Source organism: Paenibacillus typhae (assembly GCF_900099765.1).
Lineage (GTDB): Bacteria > Bacillota > Bacilli > Paenibacillales > Paenibacillaceae > Paenibacillus_AQ > Paenibacillus_AQ typhae.
On record NZ_FNDX01000032.1, the window covers coordinates 1 to 25,927 of the forward strand.

The following is a 25,927-nucleotide window of genomic DNA, read 5'->3' on the forward strand; positions in this document are numbered from 1 at the left end:
AACTCTCCAATAAGGTTTTTCCGGGCGGTTACTCCACTTGAATCACTCCGAGGAAATAACCATCCGAAAACTATCGAAAAGAGCGATTCGCTCATTTTGAAACATCTGACGAGAATGTTACATTCTCAAGATGAATTTCTAAAACGTACAAGACGCTGTGAAAATCATCAGTTTTGGAATCACCGAAGTGAATTCCGATACTCACTCGTTGTTCAGTTTTCAAAGATCAAGCTCGTTGTGGCTGTTCATGTTTCGTCAGCAGCAACTCTTATACTATATCACATCCGGTCGTTCGTTGCAAGCTCTTTTTTAATTTCTTTTTTCGAGCTTGGCGTAGATGCTTTTCAGCATTTCTTGGCCGGAATAAGAATATACCATGTACATAAATAGATTGCAAGCATTATTTTAAAACCCTATACTATTCCACTAAAGAAGGCAGATCATCCGGATAAATAAAGGAGCTGCTCGCGCAGCCCCTGGGAATATTGTGATTAGTCTTTGTTACGCATATGCGGGAACAGCAGCACATCACGGATAGATGCAGCATTCGTAAGCAGCATAATCAGCCGGTCCACGCCGATTCCAAGTCCACCCGTTGGCGGCATGCCATACTCAAGCGCACGGATGAAGTCTTCATCCATCTCATGAGCCTCGTCGTTCCCCTGCTCTTTCTCGTGAATCTGAGCTTCAAAGCGCTGGCGCTGGTCAATCGGGTCATTCAGCTCGCTGAACGCATTCGCATGCTCTCGGGCGACAATAAACAGCTCGAAGCGGTCTGTAAACCGCGGATCCTGATCATTCTTCTTCGCCAGCGGAGATATTTCAACCGGATGCCCCATAACAAATGTAGGCTGAATAAGCGTTTCTTCAACAAACTGCTCGAAGAAGGCATTCAGGATATGGCCAAACGTCATATGCTTTTCAACCGGAACACGGTGCTCCTTAGCCAGACGCTGTGCTTCCTCATCTGTCATATGAACACCAAAGTCCACGCCCGTCACTTCCTTGACCGCATCAACCATAGTAACACGGCGCCATCCCGGAGACAGGTCAACTTCATGTCCCTGATAATTAATCTGCTGACTGCCAAGAACCTCCTGGGCAATGTGGGCAATCATATTTTCGGTCAGCTGCATAATGTCCTTGTAGTCGGCATAAGCTTCGTACAGCTCAATCATTGTAAATTCAGGGTTATGGCGTGTTGAAATCCCCTCGTTACGGTATACGCGGCCGATTTCGTAGACTTTTTCCAGACCGCCGACGATCAGGCGCTTCAAGTGAAGCTCAATGGCAATCCGCATATATAGCTGCATGTCCAGCGTATTGTGGTGAGTAATGAACGGACGCGCAGCAGCTCCCCCGGCAATAGCATGCAGTGTCGGAGTTTCCACTTCAAGATAGCCCAGCGAGTCCAGATAACGGCGCATCGACTGGATAATCCGTGAACGGGCAATAAACGTCTGCTGAACCTCAGGGTTGATGATCAAATCAACATAACGCTGGCGGTAGCGCAGCTCGACATCCTTCAAGCCGTGGTATTTCTCAGGCAGCGGAAGCAGCGATTTGGACAAAACCTCAAGATTGCTTGCTTTAATCGAGGTTTCCCCTGTTTTGGTCTTGAACAACGTTCCGCGTACGCCGATAATATCCCCCAGATCCAGCACGTTGAATGCTGCATACTGTTCTTCAGGAATACTGTCCTGGCGCACATAAATCTGGATTTTGCCGCTCAGGTCCTGGATGTGGGCGAAGCTGGCTTTTCCCATTACCCGTTTGGCCATAATACGGCCGGCAATGCTTACATCAAGATTAAGCTGGTCCAGCTCTTCCTTGGTCTGTCCATCATATTTAGCCAGAAGATCCCCGGCGCCTGCTGTACGCTCGTACTTTTTACCGAACGGGTCAATTCCCAGTGCACGCAGCTCGTCCAATTTGGCACGACGGATGCGCAGCAGCTCGCTGAGCTCATTCTCCGTATTCTCCACCGTATTCAATTCCTCGGTCATGTTCGTTCATCCTCTCTAAAACCATCATGTCATATACATAAGAAGAAACGGCGCCCCAGGCTTAGACCGAGGGCAGTCCGTTTCAGAGCAAAATCCGAAAAAAGCTTCCCTAAGGAAGCTTTCAGGGGTGTAACGGTTAGTTACTTCATTGTGATATCAAGAATTTTATATTGAATAACGCCAGCAGGAACACTTACATCGACGACTGTACCGACTGTTTTGCCCATAATGGCTCTGCCAACCGGGCTTTCGTTGGAAATCTTGTTGTTCAGCGGGTCCGATTCTGCTGTTCCGACGATCGTGTATTCCATTACGTCGCCATACTCCAGATCCTCAACGCTTACAGTTACTCCTACGCTTACCACATCGGTAAGAATCTCGTCGCTGTTGATAATCCGGGCGTTGCGAAGCATTTTTTCGAGAGTAATGATACGGCCTTCAATAAAAGCCTGCTCGTTCTTCGCGTCTTCATACTCCGAGTTCTCGCTGATATCTCCGTATCCGATTGCCACTTTAATCCGCTCGGCCACTTCACGGCGCTTAACAGATTTGAGGGTCTCCAGTTCTTCTTCCAGACGTTTAAGTCCGTCCGGCGTAAGGATGACTTCTTTATCGCTCATCTCAACCGATTCTCCTGTCGTATACATTTATTGAAAACACCATACTATATGCGAATCCGGAGGGATCAGAACCCTCCCTGCTGCATTAACACTTGCTGTAACGGCGATTTTATACTGTGAAATTATATTGGAACCGTTACTAAATGTCAATGATGTACAAGAAACACCGCTTATTCGGGTATTTGCCCTGTTAAACCCGCCTACGCGCCGGTAGTGACAATTGAGTAACAACAGAATCTTATGCTCTTGGAAAAGAGGGACAGATGCGGCTTCGCATCTGTCCCTCTTATTATTATGCCATTACAACGCCATTAGCGCAGCTCCGCTGTCCTGATCCTCTTCATCCTTGAGCTGGGCGACAAAATCATGCAAAATCCGCACCATCTCATCCCGCTCCGTTCCTTCCATGATGTGATCCTTCACCCGTGCTGCTGCTCTGAAGCCTTTGAGATACCAGGCCAGGTGCTTACGCATCTCGCGTACAGCTACAGCCTCTCCCTTGAGGGCAATCAGACGGTCCATATGAAGAATGGCTACCTTGATCTTCTCTTCTGCTCCAGGTTCAGGCATCAGCTCGCCAGTACTCAAATATTGCACGGTCCGGTACAGCATCCACGGATTGCCCAGTGCTCCGCGGCCGATCATTACGCCGTCACAGCCGGTCTGGTCAAGCATCGCCCGCGCATCCTCAGGTGTGTTGACGTCACCGTTCCCGATGACCGGAATGGATACGGCTTCCTTGGCCATTTTGATGTACTTCCAGTCGGCACGCCCGGTATACAGCTGCTCACGGGTACGCCCGTGCACGCTGACCGCCTGGCCTCCGGCACGTTCGACAGCACGCGCATTCTCTTCGACAAAAATATGCTCGCTGTCCCAGCCGATACGCATTTTGACAGTAACCGGCTTATCAACCGCCTCTACAACAGCCGATACCATCTCATATATCTTATCGGGGTTCAGAAGCCAGCGCGCACCGGCATCACACTTGGTTACCTTGGGTACAGGGCAGCCCATATTAATATCAATAATATCAGCGTTAGTCTCTTTATCGACAACTTTGGCTGCTTCAACCAGAGAAGCCCGGTCACCGCCGAAAATCTGCAGGCTAAGGGGCTTTTCCCGCTCATCGACAAACAGCATTTCACGCGTACGCTTGTTACCGTGCAGGATCGCCTTGTCACTGACCATTTCCGCGCAGACCAGGCCTGTGCCGAATTCTTTGGCAATCAGGCGGAACGCCGGATTACATACGCCGGCCATCGGTGCCAGAACGACCTGATTTTTCATTTCAATACTGCCTATTTTCAGCATGCTCATTCACTTCCTTACTGTACTGTTGTATATAAAACTCTACGTATTAAAAAGCGGAGGCTCAAATCGAGGGGTTCGCCAGCTCTTCGGCAGATACGCCGAGAACATCTGCAATTTTATTTAAAATTTTATCCTCTAAACGCCGGTTTCCCCTCTCCACTGCACCCAGTACGGCGAGAGAAATTCCGACAGAATCCGCCAGCTGCTGCTGGGTATAGCCTTTCAGTTTCCGGAATGCTCTGACCCGTCTTCCCATTCTTTTGATGTCCACAAGCGCATTCCTTCCTTTCCGTCCAATTCTTGAAGCGCTGCAGTAAGCTTGCTGTGAAGTGAAGCCTCTGACTGATCCTGCGTCACAATATCGCTCAGCGGAACCAGTACAAACGCCCGCTCCATCATCCGGGGATGCGGCAGCGTTAAATCCGGTGTATCCAAAACCTGGCCATTGGCCCACAATAAATCCAGATCAACCGTCCGCGGACCGTAACGGATATCCCGTACCCGGCCAAGCTGATTCTCAATCTCGAGCATGACTTGAAGCAGAGCTTCAGGTGCAAGTGTAGTGCGGAGTGCAGCAGTCATATTCAAAAACTGCGGCTGATCGAGGTAGCCGACCGGCTCTGTCTCATAAATTCTGGAGCAGCGCACCACTTCTATGTCCTCATGCTGGTCAAGCCTGTGTAAGGCTTCCTTAAGAGTCTCCTCACGGTTACCCAAATTAGCCCCTAAAGCAATATAAGCCTCTGATGCCTCAGAGGTGGAGTGTATGGTCATGGACTTGTCTCACTTTCTCGTTCTGCGCAGCTCTACGGTCACACCCTCAAAATGAATGTCGAACGGCGGATGCGGCTTGGTCACTTTAACCGTTACCGCATTGATAATAGTATAAGTGTCCAGTAACACGGATGCAATATGTTCCGCCAAAGCTTCAATTAACTTAAAGGACTTTGTTTCGACAATATTTTTGACCGTGTAATGCACTTCGGCATAATTTACGGTCTGGGTGAGATCATCATTCTGCCCTGCCGCCTGGAGGTCAAGCTCCAGCTCCAAATCCACATAAAAGCGCTGGCCGAGCTTGCGTTCCTCTTCAAACACCCCGTGATATCCATAGTATTCCATGCGGTGCAGCTTCATTTTATCCATATCGGGTACCTGCCTTTATATTTAAAATAATCCGCCGCTCTTATCCGGGCTATTCCCGAACCTGCGGCGGGGAGGAGTATAGCATGGCATCGCACATTTGAACGGTGCGTCTAATTCTCGCTACATCATGGACCCGCACGATCTGACAGCCTTGGGCAATGCCAAAAGCCACTGTCGCAGCCGTACCCTCTACAACATCATCGGCGGGAAGATCCAGAACGGTGCGGATGAATCTTTTGCGCGAGGTTGCAAGCAGTACCGGATACCCTATAGCAGCCAGACTGTCGAGCGCCATCATTGCCTGCAGATTCTCGGTATAGTCCTTGGCAAAGCCGATTCCCGGGTCAAGGATAATGTTATCCGGCTTGACCCCTGCGGCTAACACCAGCTCAATGCTGCCCTGGAGATCAGCAGCCATATCGGCTTGCAGATCCTGATAGTTACGGTCATGGCGGTTATGCATCAGAATAACCGGACATCCGGCTTCAGCGGCTACTGACGCCATATCCGGGTCCGCCTTTGCCCCCCACACATCATTAATGATGTGCGCCCCCGCCTTGATAGCCTGACGGGCAACCTCTGCCTTATACGTATCTATAGAAAGAACCAGTTGGGGAGCTGCGCGGTGGATGCTCTCAATTACTGGAAGTACCCGGTCCAGCTCCTCCTGCATACTTACCGGCTCATGCCCCGGCCGCGTAGATTCTCCGCCTATATCAATGATATCGGCTCCTTCCGCCGCCATCTGCAGCGCATGCTCCACTGCCCGGCCCGGATCATTCCAGAGCCCCCCGTCCGAAAAGGAGTCGGGCGTTACATTCAGGATACCCATAATTAGTGTCCTGCTCCCCAGAGTCAGTATGCTGTCTGGAAAACGGTAAGTCCGTTTATAGATAACAGGGTTCATCTCAGCGCTTCCGTCCTTTCTCTGTATAACCTGATCAGTTCGGCTGTGTACCTTCCGCAATAGCCTTTACCTGCCTGAAAAGGCTCGTTGCCCTGCCACAGCATGGTTACTGGAACAAGCTCCTGTATCGAGTTTGTCAAAAAAATCTCATCAGCCGCAAGCAGCTGTTCCCACCGGTAGAAGCCCTGCTCAGTCTGCAAACCAGCTTCCCGGGCCAGCACGAGCACCATTTCCCGGGTAATTCCCGGCAGAATGCCTGTTGCTATATCAGCTGTGTACAGTACACCGTCGTTGATAAAAAAGACGTTACTGACAATGCCCTCTGCAATAAAACCTTGTCCGGTCAGCATCAGCCCTTCCGCTCCGCCGGCGGCAGAGACGTATCCGGCAAGCTCGCGCTTGGCCAGAATGTTATTCATGTAATGCAATGACTTCAGCCTCACCGGACCCTCCGGTGTATTGCGCGGTGTGTTCAGTAATTGCAGTCCTTTGCCTTCCAGATATAGCGCCGGGTCCCTCTTCGGCAGCTCCTTGATATACAGCAGGTGATTAGGCTTGCTGTATTCTCCGGACGGAAGTCCCAGTATATCCTCACCTGCAGTAACGGTATACCGGATATAGGCCTCCTGCAGCTCATTGGCATCCATTATCTGCTTAATCCATTGGCGTAGAGAAACTTCATCTGCTTCAAACGGTATTCCTAATTGTCTGCAGCCGTCAGCCAGCCTGTCCAGATGCCGCTGCAGCAGAAATGGAATCCCGTTATAGGTGCGGAAGGTCTCAAACAGGCCCATGCCGTACAAAAAGCCGTGATCCAGAGCGGACACCACGGCGTCTTTGGCCTCTACTGCTATATGGTTTAATCCTATATATTTCATGCCGGTTCTCCGGCTCTCCGTTTCAGAAAATTGCGGAGCATGGTGTGTCCATGATCGGTAATGATGGATTCCGGGTGAAATTGCACGCCTTCGATCGGGTATTCCTTATGACGCAGTGCCATAATCTCACCTTCGGCAGTCTCGGCGGTGATCTCCAGGCAGTCCGGAAGACTCTCGCGCTCTACAATCAGCGAGTGGTATCTGGTAGCTGTAAACGGAGATTCCATCCCTTCAAAGACAGAGGTGCCGTTATGGTGAATTGGCGATGTCTTGCCGTGCATCAGACGCTCTGCACGGATCACATTGCCGCCGAAAGCCTGACCGATGGCCTGATGGCCCAGACATACACCAAAAATAGGGATTACCCCCTTGAAATGCTGCAGCAGCTCGAGGCTGATACCCGCTTCATTCGGTGTGCACGGCCCCGGTGAAATCAGAATATGGTCGGGCGCCATTGCTTCTATCTCCCCGATTGTAATCTCATCGTTGCGGTGCACCTTTACTTCCTCCCCCAGCTCGCCTAAATACTGCACCAGGTTGTAGGTAAAGGAATCATAGTTATCGATAACCAAGATCATAATGCTGCTCCCCCTTTGGCTCTGCTTGCGGCTTGCGATTCGTGCTGCAGCTCGCTGCAGAGAACCGCCTTTACCACTGCTTTGGCTTTGTTATGGCATTCCCGGTACTCCCGGTACGGATCAGAATCAATTACGATGCCTGCGCCCGTCTGAATATAGCCCACTCCATCCTTGACTGCCAGTGTTCTTATTATAATATTTAATTCCATATTTCCGTTATAGTCAATCCAGCCCATTGAGCCTGTATAGGGTCCGCGGCGGACCGGCTCCAGCTCCTCGATGATCTCCATCGTGCGCACCTTAGGCGCGCCGGTAATGGTGCCGCCGGGAAACAAGGCGGCCATGACATCGTAAGCATCCTTGCCGGCGGCGATGCGGCCCTCCACCTGCGAGACGAGATGCATGACATGCGAGTATCGCTCCACGGTCAGCAGCTCAGGCACGCTGACCGACCCGTACGCAGCGACACGGCCGATGTCGTTGCGTTCCAGATCGACAAGCATGATATGCTCGGCGATCTCCTTCTCGCTCCCGCGCAGCTCCGCCTCCATGGCGGCATCCTCCGCGGGAGTGAGCCCCCGGCGCCGGGTGCCGGCAATGGGGCGGGCGCTGATCTTGTCCCCGTGCAGCTTGACGAGAAGCTCCGGCGACGCGCTGGAGAGCGCGAAGCCGGGCGAGCGCAGCAGCCCCATGTACGGGGACGGGTTGAGCTTGCGCAGCCATTCATAAACATCCTCCGGCGGGGACTTCAGCTGCGCCTCCTGGCGCAGCGAGAGGTTTACCTGGAATACATCGCCCTGGCGGATGTATTCCTGGACATCCAGCACAGCCTGCTGGAACTGCTCCGGAGAAAAGGCAGACTGCATACCCGGCCATTTTCCGGTCAGGCTGACGTTCTCTTCAATTGCCGCAACAATGCGTCCGGCTTCAGTCTGCGGGTGCTCTTCGGGTACTGAAGCTGCACAGAGCAGCTCCCATTGCTTCAGCATTTTTTCGGCGCGTACCAAAGTCTCATCATAAAGCGTCTGAAGAGCGAGAGGATTCCTCCTGGCCTCCTCTGTTAATGGGGCATGGACTGTGCAATAAATCCTGTCTTCCTGGCTGTCATAGATCCAGAGCTCCTCAAAGCGCATAAACAGGTAGTCAGGAAACCCCGGATGATCTTCAGCCCGTGAAGGCAGCACCTCCAGAGAGCGGACCACATCATAGCTGAGAAAACCGATACAGCCGCCTGCAAACGGAGGCAGGCCGGCCAACTCCAGGCGTGGTGAAGTAAATTCGTTCATCCAGCTGTGAAGCACATCCAGCGGCTTGCCCAGCAGCTCCATAGGTCCGTTCTGGCCGGCAGCGGCTCCGCTCAGGGCTACTTCCTGCAGCCGGAGCACTTCAGCCCGTCCATCCTTCCCTTCAAGCACGGAAACCGGCTGCAGTCCGAGATAAGTAAAACGTCCGCCCTTCCCGCTCTCCAGTACTACCGAGTAAGGGGAAGCCTGCTTCCAGGCGTCTGTCCAGGAGGCGGGCAGGCCCGGCTGGACCTGAGGGGAGTGTATAATTAAAGGAAGAAGGCTCCAGCTCCCGGTATTCCATTGCTTCCAATCCTGATACGCTGTTAAGATCTCCAAAGCTATCCTCCTAAAGATATGTGATTCGTAACCATATTCACGTTTATTGCCTGTCAGTATACTGTACTTCCGGCTGGTTTGAAACCCCTGATCGCAGCTTTCTGCAAAAATAACCGGGATTCGTGTAAATTTAAATATTTCCATAAAGCGCGACTTTTACGTACAGCGTATTCAAGGAGTTGCTGAAACCAGAAAACACGTATATCAAAAAGAGCCTTCACTATCCCTGTACAAGCGGATAGCAAGGCTCCAGTAAACGTTATTTAATAACTTAAACTTCGAAGTTGTAAAGCGGTGTGCTCAGGTAACGTTCACCGTTACTTGGGATGACAACAACCACTTTTTTGCCTGCGCCAAGCTCTTTGGCCACTTTGAGCGCTGCAAACACAGCAGCACCGGAAGAAATACCGGACAGTACGCCTTCTTCTTTGGCAACACGGCGAGCCGTTTCGAATGCTTCATCATTCTCAACGTGAATAATCTCATCGTAGATATTCTGGTTCAGAATCTCAGGGATAAAGTTCGCACCGATCCCCTGAATTTTGTGCGGGCCTGGTTTGCCGCCGGCCAAGATCGGGGAAGCTGCAGGCTCTACTGCATATACCTTCACGCCCGGATATTGCTTCTTCAGCACTTCACCCGCGCCGGAGATCGTTCCGCCTGTACCAATTCCTGCAACAAAAGCGTCGAGAGGACCGCCAATGGATTCAATGGCTTCAACAATCTCAGGACCTGTAGTTTCCAGGTGGATTTTGAGATTGGCTTTGTTTTTAAACTGATCTGCAAGGAAGTAGTCCGGATTCTCGGCCAGGATCTGCTCAGCCTTCTTAACTGCACCGTTCATACCCTCGGAGCCCGGAGTCAGGACGAGTTCAGCACCGTAAGCACGCAGCAGGTTCCGGCGCTCAAGACTCATCGTTTCAGGCATAACAATAATCGCCTTATAACCCTTGGCAGCTGCAACCAGCGCAAGTCCGATACCCGTGTTACCGCTTGTAGCTTCTACAATTGTTCCGCCCGGCTTAAGCAGACCTTCCTTCTCCGCTTCTTCAACGATGCTGAGGGCAATGCGGTCCTTAACACTGGAGCCCGGGTTCTGGTATTCCAGCTTCAGGTAGATCTCTGCGGAACCTTCCGGAGCAATCCGGTTCAAACGGACGAGCGGTGTGCCACCGATCAGATCTGTTACACTGTTAACGACTTTAGCCATGAGCAAAAACCTCCTTGGAATATTAAATGATATATGAGTACGTAACTTGTGACGGATGTCTTCAGCATGTAATTCCAGGTGTTGGATGTATAACGGGCTTATCTCATATAGAGGGCGGTAGGTCTGCACCAGGATATTATTACCGCAGCGCCAAGTTATAACGCTGTCTTAGCGGCTGTCTTGGATCATCCGCCGCCAATCATTCCCGACTAAAACAGTAGGTTTTACATTTATCCTCATATTATCAATCTTGCAGGCTAATGTCAACATATATCGCTGTCTCATATTTCTTGCGCAGGTCGCTTTCCACCTGCTGTAACGGTGCTGCCTGCTCAAGTGCAAGCTCACGCCGCACCTGTGCTCTGATTTGAGCTTCATCCTCCCGGGGCGGATCAACAATGCTCTCCAGCCGGATTACGGCATAGTCCTCACCAGCCGGTAAGGGCCCTGCGATATCGCCCGCTTCAAGCCCGGCTGCTGTCTGGAGCAGCTCGGCCGGCCAGAACGGGTCATTTTCCTCCACCATGCCGATGCTTCCGCCATGCTCCCTGCTCTCAGGATCAGTCGATACCTCTCTGGCCAGGGCAGCGAAATCCTCACCCTGCTCCAGCCTATCCATTACCGAGACCGCTTCTTCGTAGGTATCTACTCTAATGATAGCCAGCTGCATTTGCTTCTTGGGTGCAAAACGCCCGGCGTTCTCGGCCAGATACTCATCTATAGCCGCATCACCGACCGTGATGCCCTCTGTAGCCACTGCCTGAAGGGTCAGCCGGTATACGGCCTCTTCGCGGACCTCCTGACGGGATAATCCGAGCTCCGACTGCATCTGGGCATAATATTGTTCTTCAGAGCTGTATCCGGCCATATTGCGCCTGAGCTCCTCTTCAATATCTGCCTCAGTTACAGTAATGCCGAGCGCCTTTGCCTCTTTATCGACTACAATGTGATTGAGCATAGCCAGAAGGACTTCATCCCCATGCTTTTTTTTGAGCTCATCCATCCATTCCCTGTCCGTTATCCGCTGTCCGCCTGCAGTTGCCACATCCGCAGACTCCCCTTCCACAGCATCTCCCTTGAGAATAGCCATAGCCCGCAAGCTCCAAAAAAGCAGTCCGCCGAGCACCATTGTACCAACCGCAAGAATAACAACCGTATTGCGCAGTGCACGTTCTTGTCTAGTCATCATTTTACAGGCCTACGATCTTGCTTGATCCAGGATCGCCTGCATTTCATCTTTATTAAATAAATAGGCTTCGTTGCAAAAATGGCATACAACCTCCGCCTGATCATCTTCTTCAATTAACCGTTCCAGCTCATGCTGGCCCAGGCTGATCAGTGTCTGCTCTACCCGTTCCCGCGAGCATTGACATTTAAACACAATATCCAGCCCGTCAAGGATAACCGCATCCGGTAAAAGATAAGTCAGCATCTCCTCCGGCTCAAGTCCCTGGTCCAGCAGAGCCGTAACGGAAGGCATTGTGCTCAGCGTCTGCTCAATTTCACTGATTTCGGCATCAGTAAGCCCCGGAAGCAGCTGGATGATAAAGCCGCCGGCCACACGGACCGAGTTGTCGGCTTCAACCAATACGCCCAGCCCCACCGCCGCCGGTGTCTGCTCTGAAATTGCAAAGTAATAAGTAAAATCATCGCCCAGCTCACCCGAAACGATCGGTACGCTGCCGCGATAGGGCTCCTTGAGCCCCAAATCCTTACTGACATCAATGAACCCTTCCGTGCCTACGGCACCTGCAACATCCAGCTTTCCCAGACTGTTGCTCGGCAGATGAACATGCGGATTGCTTACATAGCCGCGCACTTCACCGCGGGCATTGGATTCAGCAGTAATCTGTCCGATCGGCCCGTTACCTTTAACCATCACCGCGAGCTTCTCTTCTCCCTTAAGCATGGCGCCCATCATGGCTGCAGCGGTTACTGTACGGCCCAGCGCAGCCGTAGCTGTCGGGTAAGTATCATGTCTGCGCCGCAGTTCCTCAACAAGCTCTGTTGTCCGGACAGTAAATGCCCGGACTCTGCCGTGCAGCGCAGTTCCCCGGACCAGCCGGTCCTTTTTCTTTTCCATTGGGTCATACCCTCCTGTCTCTGAGCCTGATTCAGGCTTCTTTATCTTTACTGGTTACGGTCATAAATAATACGCAAGCCTTCGAGTGTCAACATAGGGTTCACTTCATCTATACAGTCCGTTTCCCCCGCAATAAGGGTAGCCAGGCCGCCAGTGGCGATCACCTTAAGCACCGGTGCATTCATCTCCTGCTTGATTCTCCGCACGATTCCCTCAACCTGTCCGGCATATCCAAAAATAATCCCGGCCTGCATGGCATGCACGGTATTGCGCCCGATCACCTTCTTCGGCTTCTCCAGCTCAATCCGCGGCAGCTTGGATGCCCGCTGATATAGAGCTTCTGTGGAAATAACGAGTCCCGGAACAATAGCTCCTCCCAGGTAATTGGCTCCGGCATCAATACAGTCGAAGGTAGTTGCCGTACCAAAATCAACGACCACAAGCGGGCATTTGTACTCCTCGATAGCGGCGACTGCGTTGACAATCCGGTCAGCCCCGACTTCACGGGGATTCTCATAACGCAGGTTAAGTCCGGTCTTGATGCCGGGACCGACCAGCAGCGGATCTTTACCGATATATTTTACGCACATCTCCACGATTACTTGAACAAGCGGGGGCACGACAGAGGAAATGATGACACCCTCCACGTCCTTGAAGGAGATATTCGACATCTGGAACAGATTGTGAATGAGCACGCCATATTCATCAACTGTGGACTGGCGGGCCGTGCTGAGCCGGAAATGATGCAGGAGCTCACGCTTACGGTATATGCCTAGCACAATATTAGTATTACCGATATCAACTGCAAGCATCATGACAGCGGCCCCTCCTTCCGGGCGTTAAGGTCCAGACTGATGTCCAGACTGTTGAAGGAGTACGTCAGCCTCCCGACAGAAATCACATCTACACCTGATTCCGCGATACGGCGTACTGTCTCCAGAGACACATTGCCGGAAGCTTCTGTTTTGACATGAGGCGATTTGGTCTTGATTCTTCTGACTGCTTCCTTCATCAGTTCAGGCTCCATATTGTCGAGCATTATAATATCTGCTCCTGCTGTAAGGGCTTCCTCTACCTGCTCAAGGCTCTCTGTTTCCACCTCAATCATCATGGTATGCGGAATATTGGCCCGGGCCCGCCCCACAGCCTGAAGAATACCCCCGGCTCCCTTAATATGATTATCCTTAATCATCACAGCATCGTATAGGCCAAACCGGTGGTTTGCCCCGCCTCCGACACGCACAGCGTACTTCTCCAGCATCCGGTGGCCCGGTGTCGTTTTACGTGTATCAACCAGCCGTGTCGGCAGACCATCCAGCACCTCTACAAAAGCTGCTGTCCGTGAAGCAACTCCCGACAGCCGCTGCATCAGATTAAGTGCAAGCCGCTCACCGGTCAGAATGGCATGGGTGCTTCCTTCCACTTCGGCAATTACCGTTCCTTTAGACACATTCTGCCCTTCTTGAACCAGCGGGGTGAACACGAGCGACGGGTCAACGACTTCAAATACCAGCTCTGCTACAGGCAGACCGCAAATCACACCGGCCTCCTTTGCATGAATAATCCCTTTGGACTCGTGGCCGGCTGGAATAGTGGTCCGGGTTGTAATATCGCCTGAACCGACATCCTCCTGCAGCCAGCTTTTAATCAGCTGTACCAGTTCTTCATTATATCCATTAAACATCATCACTAAATTCCTCCACTATGCCCAGATCACGGATCTGGAGCAGATGTTTCTGCCACTTCGCATCATCGCGCAGCGGATAATCATCCCGGTAATGGGCTCCGCGGCTCTCCTGCCGTGAGAGTGCCGATTCAGTGATCAGCAGACTGCAGGTAAGCATATTGGCAAACTCATATTCTTCACGCTTGGTAAGCGCAGCAGTAAAAATCGGCAGCTGCCGCTTCAGTTCTTCAAGTCCTTTATTCAGCATTCCCTCATCGCGCCGCAGCCCCGCATAACGAACCATTACCTTCTGGAGTTTCAGCCGGCGTTCCACAATGGCCTGAATCGGTGTTTCTGTACGTCCTTCATTGCAGCCTGCCGACAGGCTGGTCCAATCGGCCGGAGCAAGCTCTCGGATGCGTTCTGTAATCCGCCGTCCGAACACTATAGCTTCAGACAAGGAGTTGCTGGCCAGCCGGTTGGCCCCCTGTACTCCGGTTGAAGACACTTCCCCGCAGGCAAACAGGCGGGCGATATTGCTCTCCCCGTTCAGATCAGTTTTGATGCCCCCCATCATATAATGCGCAGCAGGAGCCACTGGAATCCAGTCACTTGTAATATCGAGTCCGTAGCTCATGCAGGTTTCATAAATGGTCGGAAAACGGTGCTTCACCATATCAGCAGGCTCATGGGTAATATCAAGATAAACAAAGGTGGATTTGGTCAGCTCCATTTCACTGACTATGGCCCTTGCCACAATATCCCGCGGTGCAAGCTCAAGCAATTCATGATACCGTTCCATGAAACGGTCCCCGTGTATATTGCGCAGTACGGCACCCTCGCCGCGAACCGCCTCCGAAATCAGAAAGCGCGGTGCTCCGGGATAACAAAGTGCTGTCGGATGAAACTGGATAAATTCCATATCCCGTATATGGGCTCCTGCCCGGTAGGCAATGGCCACCCCGTCACCGGTAGCCACCTCAGGATTAGTGGTATAGCGGTACAATTGCCCCGCTCCCCCGGAACACAGGACGGTAGCATCTGCCTGCAAAAACAGCCTTTCGCCGTTTGGCCGCTGTACCAGGGCTCCGGCGCATTCGCCTTGTTCCGTAATCAGATCGATGACAAAATGATCATCCCAGACCTCAATATTCCTGTCCTGCTTCACCTGCTCTATGAGCGCACGTACGATTTCATATCCGGTAGCATCACCATTGGCATGCAAAATACGGCGGTGGCTATGGGCCCCTTCCTGGGTTAAAGCCAGTACACCGTTCTCTTCATCAAATATAGTGCCCAGCCGGATCAGCTCACGCACACCCTCCGGACCCTCATGAACCAAAACATCCACCGCAGCAGAGGAGTTCAGCCCGGCACCCGCCATCAGGGTATCCTGCCGGTGATACTCCGGAGAGTCTTCTTCCGAAAAGACTGCAGCAATTCCGCCTTGTGCATACCGGGTATTGCTCTCCATCAGCGACTTCTTGGTAAGCACTATGACTTTCCGGTCCTCAGCGGCTTTGATGGCAGTGAACAGTCCTGCAATACCTGAACCGATTACAATAACGTCTGTTTTTACTGCAGGAAGCCCGCGAACATCGAAATCTACTAAATATTGTGGAATCATGACCGCTATTCACCTGTTTCAACGAAAGAGTAGCGCATGCTACCGGACTTGTAGCATGCGCTCTAGGGAGGTTCTGGCTTTGTCGGCGACAGCGGGCGGTACGTAAATCTGCGGCTTCATCGTCTCCAGGCACTTAACCAGCTTCTTTAGATTATTAACCTTCATATTAGGACATACGAGGAATTTGGTTGCAAAATGAAACTCCTTATCGGGACTGTCCATGCGCAGCTGATAGCCTGTTCCATCCTCTGTTCCAACGATAAACTGCCGGCGGTCCGATTTCCGGCAATAATCGATAATCGAGGTAGTGCTGCCTACATAATCGCCCATTGCAACAACTTCCGGCCGGCATTCCGGGTGAACCACAAATTCGGCTTCCGGATATTTGGCCTTCATTTCAATAACATCCTTAACTGTAAGCATATCATGGGTGTTGCAGTAGCCTTCCCAGATAATCAGCTTCTTTCCGGTCTTTTCCTGAACATAGTGGCCCAGGTTTTTATCAGGCACCCAGATGATTTCCTCCGCATCGAGCGACTCAATAACTCTGACTGCATTTGCCGAGGTACAGCAAATATCAGTCTCAGCTTTAATCTCAGCAGATGAGTTGATATAAGTGACCACCTTGGCGTTCGGATGCTGAGCCTTAAGCCTGCGGAGCCCGTCTACATTGACCATGTCAGCCATCGGGCAGCCGGCGCGTTCGTCTGGGATGAGAACTGTTTTGTTCGGAGCAAGAATTTTAGCGCTTTCCCCCATAAAGTGAACGCCGCAGAAAACAATGACCTCTGCATCCGTCTCCGCTGCTTTTTGAGCAAGTAAAAAAGAGTCACCCCGGAAATCCGCTACCTCCTGAATTTCGTCACGCTGATAATAATGAGCCAGAATAATTGCATTACGTTCTTTCTTTAGCTGTTCGAGGCGCCCACGAAGTTCGCGGTTCTGTTCCTGCTTGCGCTCAAGCGCCAGAGCTTCCACGGTTGATTGTCCCCCTTAATTCTAGTGGCTTGTATACCGTTCATCCTTTATAAAACCCCAATTTCATATTGGCCTGCACAGCCACCCGGCTCTGCTATATCATGGATCTTCTAATATTTAATAGTTAATCACTAATGTACACAACGTTACCCCCACTGTCAATGTAACGAACCATACACAATACACCCCTTCGCCAACAAAATGTCAGAACGACAATTGATGACGGTCATGCTGACCGTTTGTTTTGGCATAAAAAAACCGGAGAACCTTCAGGTTCTCCGGTGCGCCATTCTTACAGGCTTCTTAATCCATTAGACGAGGTTGCCGCCTCCGTCTTTGTTGCCGCCGTTCGGATCATTACCTTCTCCGGAATCCGGCTTGTTCGGAATGTCCTTCGTCAAATCAGGGACAGACGAAGATGTATCGTCAGTTTTGCCCTGGATGCGTACGCGCACATCACCAATTGAATCAATAACGGGCTCGCCGCCTTCATGTGTAACACCTTCTACTTCAGCCGGTTTGCCGTCTTCAGTAAGGTAACCCTGTTCGATCAGTTCTTTGATCTGATCAAGCTCCAGTGTTTCCTTTTCAAGAAGGGTGTTTGCAATCAGGTGCATTTCCTTGGAGTACTTGGTCAGCAGCTCGCGGCAGCGTTCATAGCAATCACGGATAAAGCGCTGCATTTCCTGGTCAATCTCATATGCGATGGAATCACTGTAGTTCTGCTCATGCCCGATATCACGGCCCAGGAAGACCTGGCCCTGGGATGTGCCGAACTGCATAGGTCCCAGTTTATCACTCATACCGTACTGCATAATCATGCTGCGCACGATACTTGTAGCCTGCTGGAAGTCACTATATGCTCCAGTACCGATTTCACCGATGAACATCTCTTCGGCTACACGTCCGCCGAGGAGTCCTGTTACTTTATCAAGCAGTTCCTGCTTGGTAACCAGCATGCGGTCTTCCTTAGGAAGCATGATGACATATCCGCCTGCGCGCCCGCGCGGGATAATGGTAACCTTGTGAACCATATCTGCATGCTCCAGGAAGTATCCTGCAATGGTATGACCTGCTTCGTGGTAAGCGACGATGCGTTTCTCACGGTCACTGATAATGCGGCTGCGCTTCTCGGTACCCACGATTACGCGGTCGATGGCTTCATCAACTTCGCGCATGCCGATATCCTTGCGGTTGCGGCGGGCGGCGAGCAGGGCCGCTTCATTCAGCAGGTTCTCCAGATCAGCCCCGGTGAATCCGGTAGTACGCTTCGCAATGACATCAAGCTTAACGTCTTTGGTCAGCGGCTTGTTGCGGGAGTGAACCTTCAGTACAGCTTCACGGCCTTTCACATCAGGGCGGTCAACCGTAATCTGACGGTCGAAACGTCCCGGACGGAGCAGTGCCGGATCGAGTATGTCTGCGCGGTTGGTTGCCGCGACGATAATAATGCCTTCGTTGCCGCCAAAGCCGTCCATTTCGACGAGCAATTGGTTGAGTGTCTGTTCGCGTTCATCATGTCCGCCACCCAGTCCGGCGCCGCGCTGACGGCCCACTGCATCAATTTCATCAATGAAAATGATACATGGCGCGTTCTTCTTGGCATTCTCGAACAGGTCACGCACACGGGAAGCACCGACACCGACAAACATTTCTACAAAGTCAGAACCGGAAATACTGAAGAACGGAACGCCTGCTTCACCGGCAACCGCACGGGCCAGCAGGGTTTTACCTGTACCTGGAGGGCCGACGAGCAGCACCCCTTTGGGGATACGGGCACCCACTGCAGCGAACTTGCGCGGGTCCTTCAGGAATTCAACGACTTCAACAAGCTCCTGTTTCTCTTCATCAGCACCGGCAACATCTTCGAAGCTGATTTTCTTCTTCTCTTCGTTATACAGGCGGGCTTTGCTCTTGCCAAAGTTCATCACTTTGCCGCCGCCGCCCTGTGCATTATTGAACAGGAAGAAGAACAGGATGAACATAATAACCAGCGGGATAATGGAAGAAAGGAATGTCAGCCAGATGCTGTCACCCTCCATTTTCTTCTGGGTCAGCTCAACGCCGTTGGAATCACTGGCGGCAATGAGCTCATTAATCGCTGCATCTGTAGGAGGTACATATGTGGAGAAGTTTTTCGATTTGGTATCAGTCGGCAAATTTTTGTATTCGCCGGTAACCAGGAAGGCGTTACCTTCAAACTGAATCGTCATGCTCTTCACATTGTTAGCCTTGATCTCCTGCCGCAACTCATCGTATCTAGGGAAATCGGCGGATTCATTTCCATTGCTGACAAACTGGACAATGCCCACCACGACTAAAAATAAAATCAAATAAAAACCAGAATTCCGGATGAACCGATTCATCCCCTACCTCCTCTCACAACGCTCAAGTTATTGTACCATAGCCTGCCCGGAGTCCTCAAATAACATCAGGCCCGGGAATCTGATCCGCGGATCTAAGGCTGTCGAATAGTTTATTTGGTGTAAATTTCAGGCTTCAGCACACCGACATAAGGGAGGTTCCGGTACAGCTCGGCATAGTCCAGACCATAGCCTACCAGGAAGGCATCAGGGATCACAAAGCCGGTATATTCAGCTTCAAGAGTCACTGCACGGCCTGACGGCTTGTCGAACAAAGTTACTACTTTAATGGAAGCAGCATTGCGGCCCTGCAGCATGTCGATCAGATAGCTGAGCGTAAGGCCACTGTCGATAATGTCCTCAACAATCAGGACGTCACGGCCTTCGACCGAAGTATCCAGATCCTTGATGATTTTGACTATACCGGATGATTTGGTCGTGCCGCCATAGCTGGATACCGCCATAAAGTCCATTTCGACAGGTACTGTTATCACTTTAACCAGATCTGCCATAAAGATAAACGCGCCCTTGAGTACACAAATGACTAAAGGCGTGCGTCCTGCGTATTCTTCGCTCAGCTGGGCGCCAAGCTCCCTGATTCTTTGTTGAATTTCCTCTTCGCTGATCAAGATTTCCTGAATATCATTCTGCAACTTGCGAACCTCCTAAGTTATACTATGAAAGACTTACTTCGACCATTACGCTTCTTCGCTTTTCTCCAGCTCCTCCAGAGTCAAAAGCAGAACCGTGGCCGTTTGCCGCCCTACTGCGGCATGCATCGAGCGTCTAACGCCCGGAATCCAGACGATATTGCCTGCAGCATCACAAACGAGGGGAATTCTAGAACGTTCGGAAGAAGGTATTTTATCATCAATGTAAATATCTTTTACCTTTTTGCTTCCGTTTAATCCCATAACCCTAATGGTATCTCCAGGCAATCGGGAACGGACAGTCAGCGGCATGGCCAGCTCCCTGCTGTCAAACCAGGCTGATGTCTTCCCTAAATCCTCCCCCTGTAAAGCAAAGCTCTCCCTCTCCAGCACCGTCATCGTCATTGCTTTGCCAATCTCCGCGATTTCAAGGCGGGAAGGGGGCAAGGACAACCGATATGTATAGCTAACCTGCCGCTGCTGAGGCTTGGACGAGAATACAATGGTATCATACTGCCGCACACAGATCAGCCCTCCACCTAAGTCCAGAGTCCAGACGGTGGGGTATTCCTGCAGCGTTCCCCGGCGTACCGCTTCAATCTTTAAAAAATCAGGTGATAAAGCATCCGCCGACAGATAATTTAATATTAGTTTAATCAAACGCCGTTGTAAAGCGGACGGCACGGCCGCAAATGCAGCTCTTTGCAAGGTGTATTTTCCATGCTCCGCCAAAACCAGCTCATCGAAGCATTCTAGCGCATTCGCCTCCATAAACTCATCTTCGGCCCCGGTAATTTCGGACAGCTGAAGGAGCGACTGTTTCACTTTGGGGTTATATTTCTCCAGCATGGGCAGCAGCTCCAGCCGGACGGCATTCCGCTGATAATGAGTAAGCAGATTGCTGGCATCCAGGACGTACGGATATCCCTGCTCCTGGCAAAGCCCGATAAGAGCTGTTTTGTTAATACGCAGGAAGGGGCGGATGAGTTCCACCTTTTTTTCGGTTCTTTTCCAGCGCATTCCGGCCAGTCCCGAGGGACCGCTTCCGCGCAGCAGCCGCATAAGCACGGTCTCTGCCTGGTCATCCGCATGATGAGCCAGCGCGACCGCACGCGCCCCGTAGCGGCGGGCCGTTTCGATCAGAAACCCGTACCGCTTCTCTCTGGCAGTCCCCTCCGGTCCTAAACCGCTGCTCTTGGCAATCGAGGGAATATCGAACTCGGCCAGCTCAAACGGTATCCCGAGTTCACCCGCAAGCGCCCGGACAAATCCGGCCTCTTCCATTGATTCTTCCCTGAACCCGTGATTTACATGGGCGCATACCAGCTTTAGCGGTGTCCATTTCCGGGATATTTCATGCAGGATACGCAAAAGAGCCACAGAGTCCGGCCCTCCGGAAACTGCGACTATAAGAGTGTCATGGGGCGCCCACAGCTCATGCTCTGCCGCGGACTCCATTACAGACTGCACCAGTCCATTCATCTGCTCCATCTACGGCTTCCTTTCCTGCCTGTTGATATACAGGTGCTTCAGCTTCATGCTCAGCCCCGGATCGTATGTATAATGTCAAAACCGGATTACCCAGTAAATTGTAAAAGCCAGTACAAACAATGATAACATAAACGCATTTTTGAGCCAGCGCGGTGTGTCCACTGTCTCCTTAGCCGGTTTCCTCTGCCCGTAGATATGCTGCTTCCATACTGCTGCCGCCTGTGCGGATCCCGGAAATCCGCCTTTAAGGGCCAGACACAGCCAGGAGGACAGCTTCTTGTCAGGGAGATTTCGGGCCAGTCGCATCAGATCATCCACATTCCGGGTCTGCGGAAGCTGCTGTGCGCATGCCTTGAGTCCCTCCTCATTAAGAAGACGCAAGCATAGTACCGCAAAGGAAAACAGGTCGTAACTCTCGTCACCCGTACGGCTGCCGGCATTCCAGAAGCCGCGGTCATGCCATTCGGTAAACTGCTTGACGCTGCGTCCCATCGGGCTTGCACCGCCGTAATCGATCAGCTCGGCTTCCCCGTAATCCGACACCATTACATTCTCCGGCTTCAGGTCACCGAACACAAACCCGCATTCATGCAGCTTCTGCAGCTTCTCCAGCACCCGGAGTCCGACCAGTCCGAGCCAGGTGGCCCCATGTCTTGCCAGAAAATGATGCAGCGGCCGTCCCTCCACATAACGCATGACGTAAAAGGGTTCATTGATGCCATCCTTAAAATCATCCGATTCCAGCAGGTACGAGGATAGCGGAGACTCACGTCGGGCCCGGTATTCGCTGCGCTTGCGGCAGGACTGAAGAGAGGTCAGCACATTGATTTCGGACTGCAGCTCAAGAGTATCGTTACCTACCTTTAGTGCATACCTCTCCCGTCTGCCTTCCCGCTGCACAAGATATACGGTTCCGTTCGCCCCTTTTCCCAGCATCCGTTCAACGACATAGCGGTTCCCCCGCCATTTGCCTGTAATCACTGTGCCTACTGGATAGGGTGGATTAGACGACATACCCACCAATCATCCCTTCTCGTTCATCATGCTCCGCGCGGTCAACGCGTTCACGGTGTTCATCCAGTTTATCATAACGGTAATGCTCAAGCACCCTGAAAATCGCCGGCCCTGTCGGAGTTGCGCCTCTCATCTTTAGCCTGCTGAAAAGAGAACGGACCTCCGATACATTGCTGCTCCAGTCCATATCAAGCGTAGCCTCCTCGCTGCTGGAGCGCCCGGGGAAATGGAAGACGGCAATTTCGCTGCGTCCCTCACGGGCTTCCAGACTAAGCGCCAGGTCACGGATTGCTTCCTCAACCGCTGCAAGCTTGGGCTTCATGCTGGCACTTGCATCAATAAGCAGGGCAATGCGCAGAGGCGTTGTTTCAGTAAGCTCATCCACGACTGTTACCACCTGTGAGCGCTTGGCCGGCGGCAAATCCTCAAGTGAGCCTTCACCCAGAATTTTTTTTACCTCTTTATTAACCGCCTGCTGAATGGTCTGAACCACGGTCTTGCGCGTCATCATCTGCATCGTCTGCGCAAGCTGCGGTGTACCGACAATCCGGCTTAAGCCCCCGCCGGCCTTGGCGATGTCGGCAATTTCCCGGCTGCCCAGCTCCCCGATTGTTCCATAGTCGACCACACCGACAACATTTACGGTGATTCCCTCCTGCCGGGCATGCGCCGCAGCCATCACCGGACTTTCCCCCACGTTTGAACAACCGTCAGTAATGAGCAGAATTTGTCTCATAACCCGTTCACTCCCCTTTGCCTTGTCTCTTTTCTAGCATATCCAAGGTTGAGAGATTTCAAACGCCGCTTAGGCGAGATTTTCAAGTGAAAAGTACTCGTTAAATATAGGGGAACTGCAAGGAACTTTTGGGCTTCCGATCGCTGTTGTCCTCCGATTTCTTTAATTAGAACCGCTCTTTGCGGTTGAAATCGGAAGACAGCCAATGCTTCCGAAGCGAGCTTTCCTGCGGAAAGCTTTCAGGCGAACGCTACTGCTTCTACAGCTCCATAATTCCTCTCCGTTGCAAAGACGGGCGGGTCTAGTGAATGGACCCGCCGAAGAAAGGTAACTATACTTTGATAGAATATCTGACTCTGCCTATCAGCTTACCGTACGCGGACGCTCCATCCGGCCGATTCCGGGCAGATGCAGGCTGGACCACTGCGGATGATAATGATCCAGACGGCTGATGACAATGGTCATGTCATCATGAATCTCATTCCCCTGATAGCGGATCACCTTTTCCAGCAGCTCGTCGGCCATATCCTGCGGATCATCGCCTTCAAGCTCCTGAATCAGCCGCTTCATCCATATCTCTTTATTAACGGCATATCCGGGCGCATCATAAATACCGTCGGTCATCATTATGAGAATATCCCCCGGACGCAGCTGCATGCTGATGAGATCAACCTCGATATCCTTGATGATTCCAATAGGCAGGTTGCTTGAGGTAATCGGAATGACCTCACTGCCCCGCCGGATAAAGCTTGGCGCAGAGGCGATCTTCATAAAGGTAGTCTGCGCGGAGTACTGGTCAATCAGCGCCATATCCACCGTGGCATAAAACTCATCCGGTGAACGGAGGAGCAGAATGGAATTGACGGATTTGATGGCCAGCTTCTCATCCATTCCCGACTGCAGCAGCTTCTCAAGCATCGACAGTGCAGCGCTGCTCTCCATACGTGCCCGTTCTCCGTTGCCCATGCCGTCACTGACAGATACAGCAAAGGTCCCATTACCCAGCTCAACCGTGCTGAAGCTGTCGCCGGACAGGATATCGCCGCCCTTGGCCGCACCTGCTATACCTGTGCTGACTTCATATGCCTTGGCCGAACCAAAGGTAACCATAGACAAGCCCTCGCGCGGATGGACGGCCGTCTCGCTGACTACGGAAATATTCTCCTCAAGAATGTCAGAGAGCAGCGGCGCAATCATTTTGCGGCATTCATCGAATCCCCTTGTATACGCATGTACAATTTCGATTTCAACCCGTCCGGGGTCCAGACTAAGAATCTCAATACTGTGGATGGACAGCCCCAGCTTCTCCAGCGCCTCGCGGATCTGGCCCTCCTGCCGGTACATGGCCTGTCCTTCCCGTTTGATCTCCTTGGCCAAATCCTCCATGACCTGGGAGACACCGGACAGCTGCTCGGCCACAAATTGCCGGCTGTCGTATATTTGCCGCTTCCAGCGCATATCATGCTGGTAAAGCTCATATTGCCCTTTCATTACTTCCAGGACGTCAGCCGTCTTCCCGCAGATCCGGTTCCATTCGGGGGGAAGCTGGGCCGCCGTAATATCCGGGCATTCTTCTACAGTAGTCATCATATCAGTCATGTATCTATATGTCTGATAGAATTTGGCATCCCAGCAGTGTGTCCGCCGGATGCATCCGGCGCACGCTCCCTCTGTGACGGTACTCATGAAGTTTTCCATCTCGCGGTCGCTTTTGCCTGCCTCGGCAGCACGGGGAATCTGGCCGAAGCTGCTCGACAGCTGCTGAAACACCTGAGAAAACTGCGTCACCCGTTCAGCTGTAATATCCCGGACTCTGCGTGCATATTCATGCTGGGAACGGCTGTGATCGGCAGTACCGGGAACGTACTTGGCGATAGTAGTAATAATTCCTTTCGGTGTTAGAAGAAACATTACTACAGCAGCGCAGGTTTCCCAAGTAGAGGCCATGACATCACCGGGACCGAGGAAATAGACGGATAGAATGGTTGAACCGAGCAGCATCCCCATGGATACGGCGCCTTTGCGTCCTGATTGCATCATTCCGGACAGCATGCCGGAAAAAGCAAGCAGGCTCATCTGATAAATGGCACCAACATTGGCAAGACTAAGAATCAGACCGGTTACCACGCCGACCGCGGCCCCAAGCGGAGCTCCTCCGGCCAGCGCAAAGAGCAGAATCAGGTATCTGGACAGGATATGTTCAAGGGACAGCCCGCTTACCGTCCAGCCCACAAGGCCAGTCATGACAGACGCAAGCAGAATGATGAGGCATAGAATCTCATCGCTGCGCAGCGCCCTGCTCTTCATTTTGAAGGTAAACAACGGAAGCGCCTGCAAAAATACCAAGGTCAATACAAATCCCAGCAGGGCATCCACCGCACACATCATCAGCGGGTACCAGGCAATCGACGGCCCGATCACAATCCGGAACAGGCCAACCATAAACGACGATACAAATACCATTAACGGTGCATAGGAAAGGTCCACCCGCTGGAAGTTCTCCAGACCTTTATAAATCAGGAAAAAGATAATCAGCTCTGACGCTACTACAATCGCTCCGGGAAATGGTGTGAACAGGCTTCCGAGAATAACCGCTGCCGCCACCGGCAGCACGGAATCTTTTCTCATAAACATAATGACAGCAAAGTAAGCGGCAGCAAAGGGTGACAGCTCGTCCAATATCATGGCCCGTCCTAACAGAAAGCCCATAAGACTCAGCAGCAGTGTCCATTTCTTCACCGATATCAGCTGGAGAAGCGGCTGTTTGATCATCCAGTTCTTCACACGCGAGCCCCATGCCTCTTCCTTCTGCTCCTTGTCCTTGCTTCCGGCTCTGGTCCACTCCGGCAGATTCACCACATTGCTTTTGTTCATTCCTTCGCACCACCCGTTTGAGAATTTATGGTTCTCATTATAAGCGCACGATTCTATGAAAGTTTGTCAGAAACAGAGAGCAGTTCCTGAGAAATTTCCGACAAAAAAGCCAGAGACGACATTATTTGGAAATTTACGTCCAACCCTTACGGGTCACAGGATTG

23 protein-coding genes are annotated in these 25,927 nt (G+C 51.8%); all 23 read right to left on the reverse strand.

The annotated features are described in order from the left end of the window. Positions 1-491: 491 nt before the first annotated feature. The 23 genes from lysS to spoIIE all read right to left on the reverse strand — a co-directional run bounded on the left by lysS (position 492) and on the right by spoIIE (position 25,763). Positions 492-2,006: a lysine--tRNA ligase gene (gene lysS, locus BLR64_RS21030; RefSeq protein WP_090717147.1), complete on the reverse strand. Its 1,515-nt coding sequence runs from the start codon at positions 2,004-2,006 to the stop codon at positions 492-494. Between the two features lie 140 nt (positions 2,007-2,146). After that, entirely contained in the window at positions 2,147-2,626 is a 480-nt protein-coding gene (gene greA / locus BLR64_RS21035; protein ID WP_068729207.1) for a transcription elongation factor GreA, read from the reverse strand. A 300-nt stretch (positions 2,627-2,926) separates the two neighbouring features. Continuing rightward, on the reverse strand, positions 2,927-3,940 hold the full coding sequence (gene dusB, locus BLR64_RS21040) for a tRNA dihydrouridine synthase DusB (protein ID WP_090717149.1): 1,014 nt from the start codon (positions 3,938-3,940) through the stop codon (positions 2,927-2,929). A 61-nt stretch (positions 3,941-4,001) separates the two neighbouring features. After that, on the reverse strand, positions 4,002-4,196 hold the full coding sequence (locus tag BLR64_RS21045) for a helix-turn-helix domain-containing protein (RefSeq protein ID WP_260510344.1): 195 nt from the start codon (positions 4,194-4,196) through the stop codon (positions 4,002-4,004). Next, positions 4,163-4,714 carry a 2-amino-4-hydroxy-6-hydroxymethyldihydropteridine diphosphokinase gene (gene folK, locus BLR64_RS21050; RefSeq protein WP_090717151.1) on the reverse strand — a complete coding sequence of 184 codons (552 nt, stop codon included), beginning with the start codon at positions 4,712-4,714 and terminating at the stop codon, positions 4,163-4,165. The genes BLR64_RS21045 and folK overlap by 34 nt, the downstream gene beginning before the upstream one ends. Positions 4,715-4,723: 9 nt before the next feature. Then, entirely contained in the window at positions 4,724-5,086 is a 363-nt protein-coding gene (gene folB / locus BLR64_RS21055) for a dihydroneopterin aldolase (protein WP_068729217.1), read from the reverse strand. 49 nt (positions 5,087-5,135) lie between these two features. Next, the gene (folP, locus tag BLR64_RS21060; RefSeq protein ID WP_090717153.1) at positions 5,136-5,993 is read right to left on the reverse strand and encodes a dihydropteroate synthase; all 858 of its coding nucleotides are present in this window, start codon (positions 5,991-5,993) and stop codon (positions 5,136-5,138) included. Continuing rightward, positions 5,990-6,871, reverse strand: a complete 882-nt coding sequence (locus BLR64_RS21065) for an aminotransferase class IV (protein ID WP_090717154.1) — start codon at positions 6,869-6,871, stop codon at positions 5,990-5,992. Before BLR64_RS21065 ends, folP begins: the two co-directional genes overlap by 4 nt. After that, positions 6,868-7,449 carry an aminodeoxychorismate/anthranilate synthase component II gene (gene pabA, locus BLR64_RS21070; protein ID WP_090717156.1) on the reverse strand — a complete coding sequence of 194 codons (582 nt, stop codon included), beginning with the start codon at positions 7,447-7,449 and terminating at the stop codon, positions 6,868-6,870. Before pabA ends, BLR64_RS21065 begins: the two co-directional genes overlap by 4 nt. After that, positions 7,446-9,071, reverse strand: coding sequence for an anthranilate synthase component I family protein (locus BLR64_RS21075; RefSeq protein WP_244157801.1), 1,626 nt, complete (start codon positions 9,069-9,071; stop codon positions 7,446-7,448). Before BLR64_RS21075 ends, pabA begins: the two co-directional genes overlap by 4 nt. A 271-nt stretch (positions 9,072-9,342) precedes the next feature. Further along, positions 9,343-10,281: a cysteine synthase A gene (gene cysK, locus BLR64_RS21080; protein ID WP_090717159.1), complete on the reverse strand. Its 939-nt coding sequence runs from the start codon at positions 10,279-10,281 to the stop codon at positions 9,343-9,345. A 244-nt stretch (positions 10,282-10,525) separates the two neighbouring features. Further along, positions 10,526-11,470, reverse strand: coding sequence for a peptidylprolyl isomerase (locus BLR64_RS21085; protein ID WP_090717161.1), 945 nt, complete (start codon positions 11,468-11,470; stop codon positions 10,526-10,528). A 9-nt stretch (positions 11,471-11,479) separates the two neighbouring features. Then, positions 11,480-12,364, reverse strand: coding sequence for an Hsp33 family molecular chaperone HslO (gene hslO, locus BLR64_RS21090; RefSeq protein WP_090717163.1), 885 nt, complete (start codon positions 12,362-12,364; stop codon positions 11,480-11,482). A 47-nt stretch (positions 12,365-12,411) separates the two neighbouring features. Beyond that, the gene (locus BLR64_RS21095) at positions 12,412-13,179 is read right to left on the reverse strand and encodes a type III pantothenate kinase (RefSeq protein ID WP_090717164.1); all 768 of its coding nucleotides are present in this window, start codon (positions 13,177-13,179) and stop codon (positions 12,412-12,414) included. Continuing rightward, positions 13,176-14,051: a carboxylating nicotinate-nucleotide diphosphorylase gene (gene nadC / locus BLR64_RS21100; protein WP_090717166.1), complete on the reverse strand. Its 876-nt coding sequence runs from the start codon at positions 14,049-14,051 to the stop codon at positions 13,176-13,178. Before nadC ends, BLR64_RS21095 begins: the two co-directional genes overlap by 4 nt. After that, complete coding sequence (nadB, locus tag BLR64_RS21105) at positions 14,041-15,657, reverse strand: L-aspartate oxidase (protein WP_090717167.1); 1,617 nt, start codon at positions 15,655-15,657, stop codon at positions 14,041-14,043. Before nadB ends, nadC begins: the two co-directional genes overlap by 11 nt. A gap of 39 nt (positions 15,658-15,696) precedes the next feature. Then, the gene (nadA, locus tag BLR64_RS21110) at positions 15,697-16,635 is read right to left on the reverse strand and encodes a quinolinate synthase NadA (protein ID WP_068729229.1); all 939 of its coding nucleotides are present in this window, start codon (positions 16,633-16,635) and stop codon (positions 15,697-15,699) included. 311 nt (positions 16,636-16,946) lie between these two features. Further along, complete coding sequence (gene ftsH / locus BLR64_RS21115) at positions 16,947-19,001, reverse strand: ATP-dependent zinc metalloprotease FtsH (protein ID WP_090717169.1); 2,055 nt, start codon at positions 18,999-19,001, stop codon at positions 16,947-16,949. Between the two features lie 110 nt (positions 19,002-19,111). Next, positions 19,112-19,651, reverse strand: a complete 540-nt coding sequence (hpt, locus tag BLR64_RS21120; protein ID WP_039868902.1) for a hypoxanthine phosphoribosyltransferase — start codon at positions 19,649-19,651, stop codon at positions 19,112-19,114. A gap of 45 nt (positions 19,652-19,696) precedes the next feature. Then, positions 19,697-21,139, reverse strand: coding sequence for a tRNA lysidine(34) synthetase TilS (gene tilS / locus BLR64_RS21125; protein WP_090717171.1), 1,443 nt, complete (start codon positions 21,137-21,139; stop codon positions 19,697-19,699). A 75-nt stretch (positions 21,140-21,214) separates the two neighbouring features. Beyond that, positions 21,215-22,153, reverse strand: coding sequence for a serine/threonine protein kinase (locus tag BLR64_RS21130; RefSeq protein ID WP_415841177.1), 939 nt, complete (start codon positions 22,151-22,153; stop codon positions 21,215-21,217). Next, the gene (locus BLR64_RS21135; protein WP_090717174.1) at positions 22,143-22,889 is read right to left on the reverse strand and encodes a vWA domain-containing protein; all 747 of its coding nucleotides are present in this window, start codon (positions 22,887-22,889) and stop codon (positions 22,143-22,145) included. Before BLR64_RS21135 ends, BLR64_RS21130 begins: the two co-directional genes overlap by 11 nt. 363 nt (positions 22,890-23,252) lie before the next feature. Further along, entirely contained in the window at positions 23,253-25,763 is a 2,511-nt protein-coding gene (gene spoIIE / locus BLR64_RS21140; protein WP_090717175.1) for a stage II sporulation protein E, read from the reverse strand. Between the last annotated feature and the right edge of the window lie 164 nt (positions 25,764-25,927).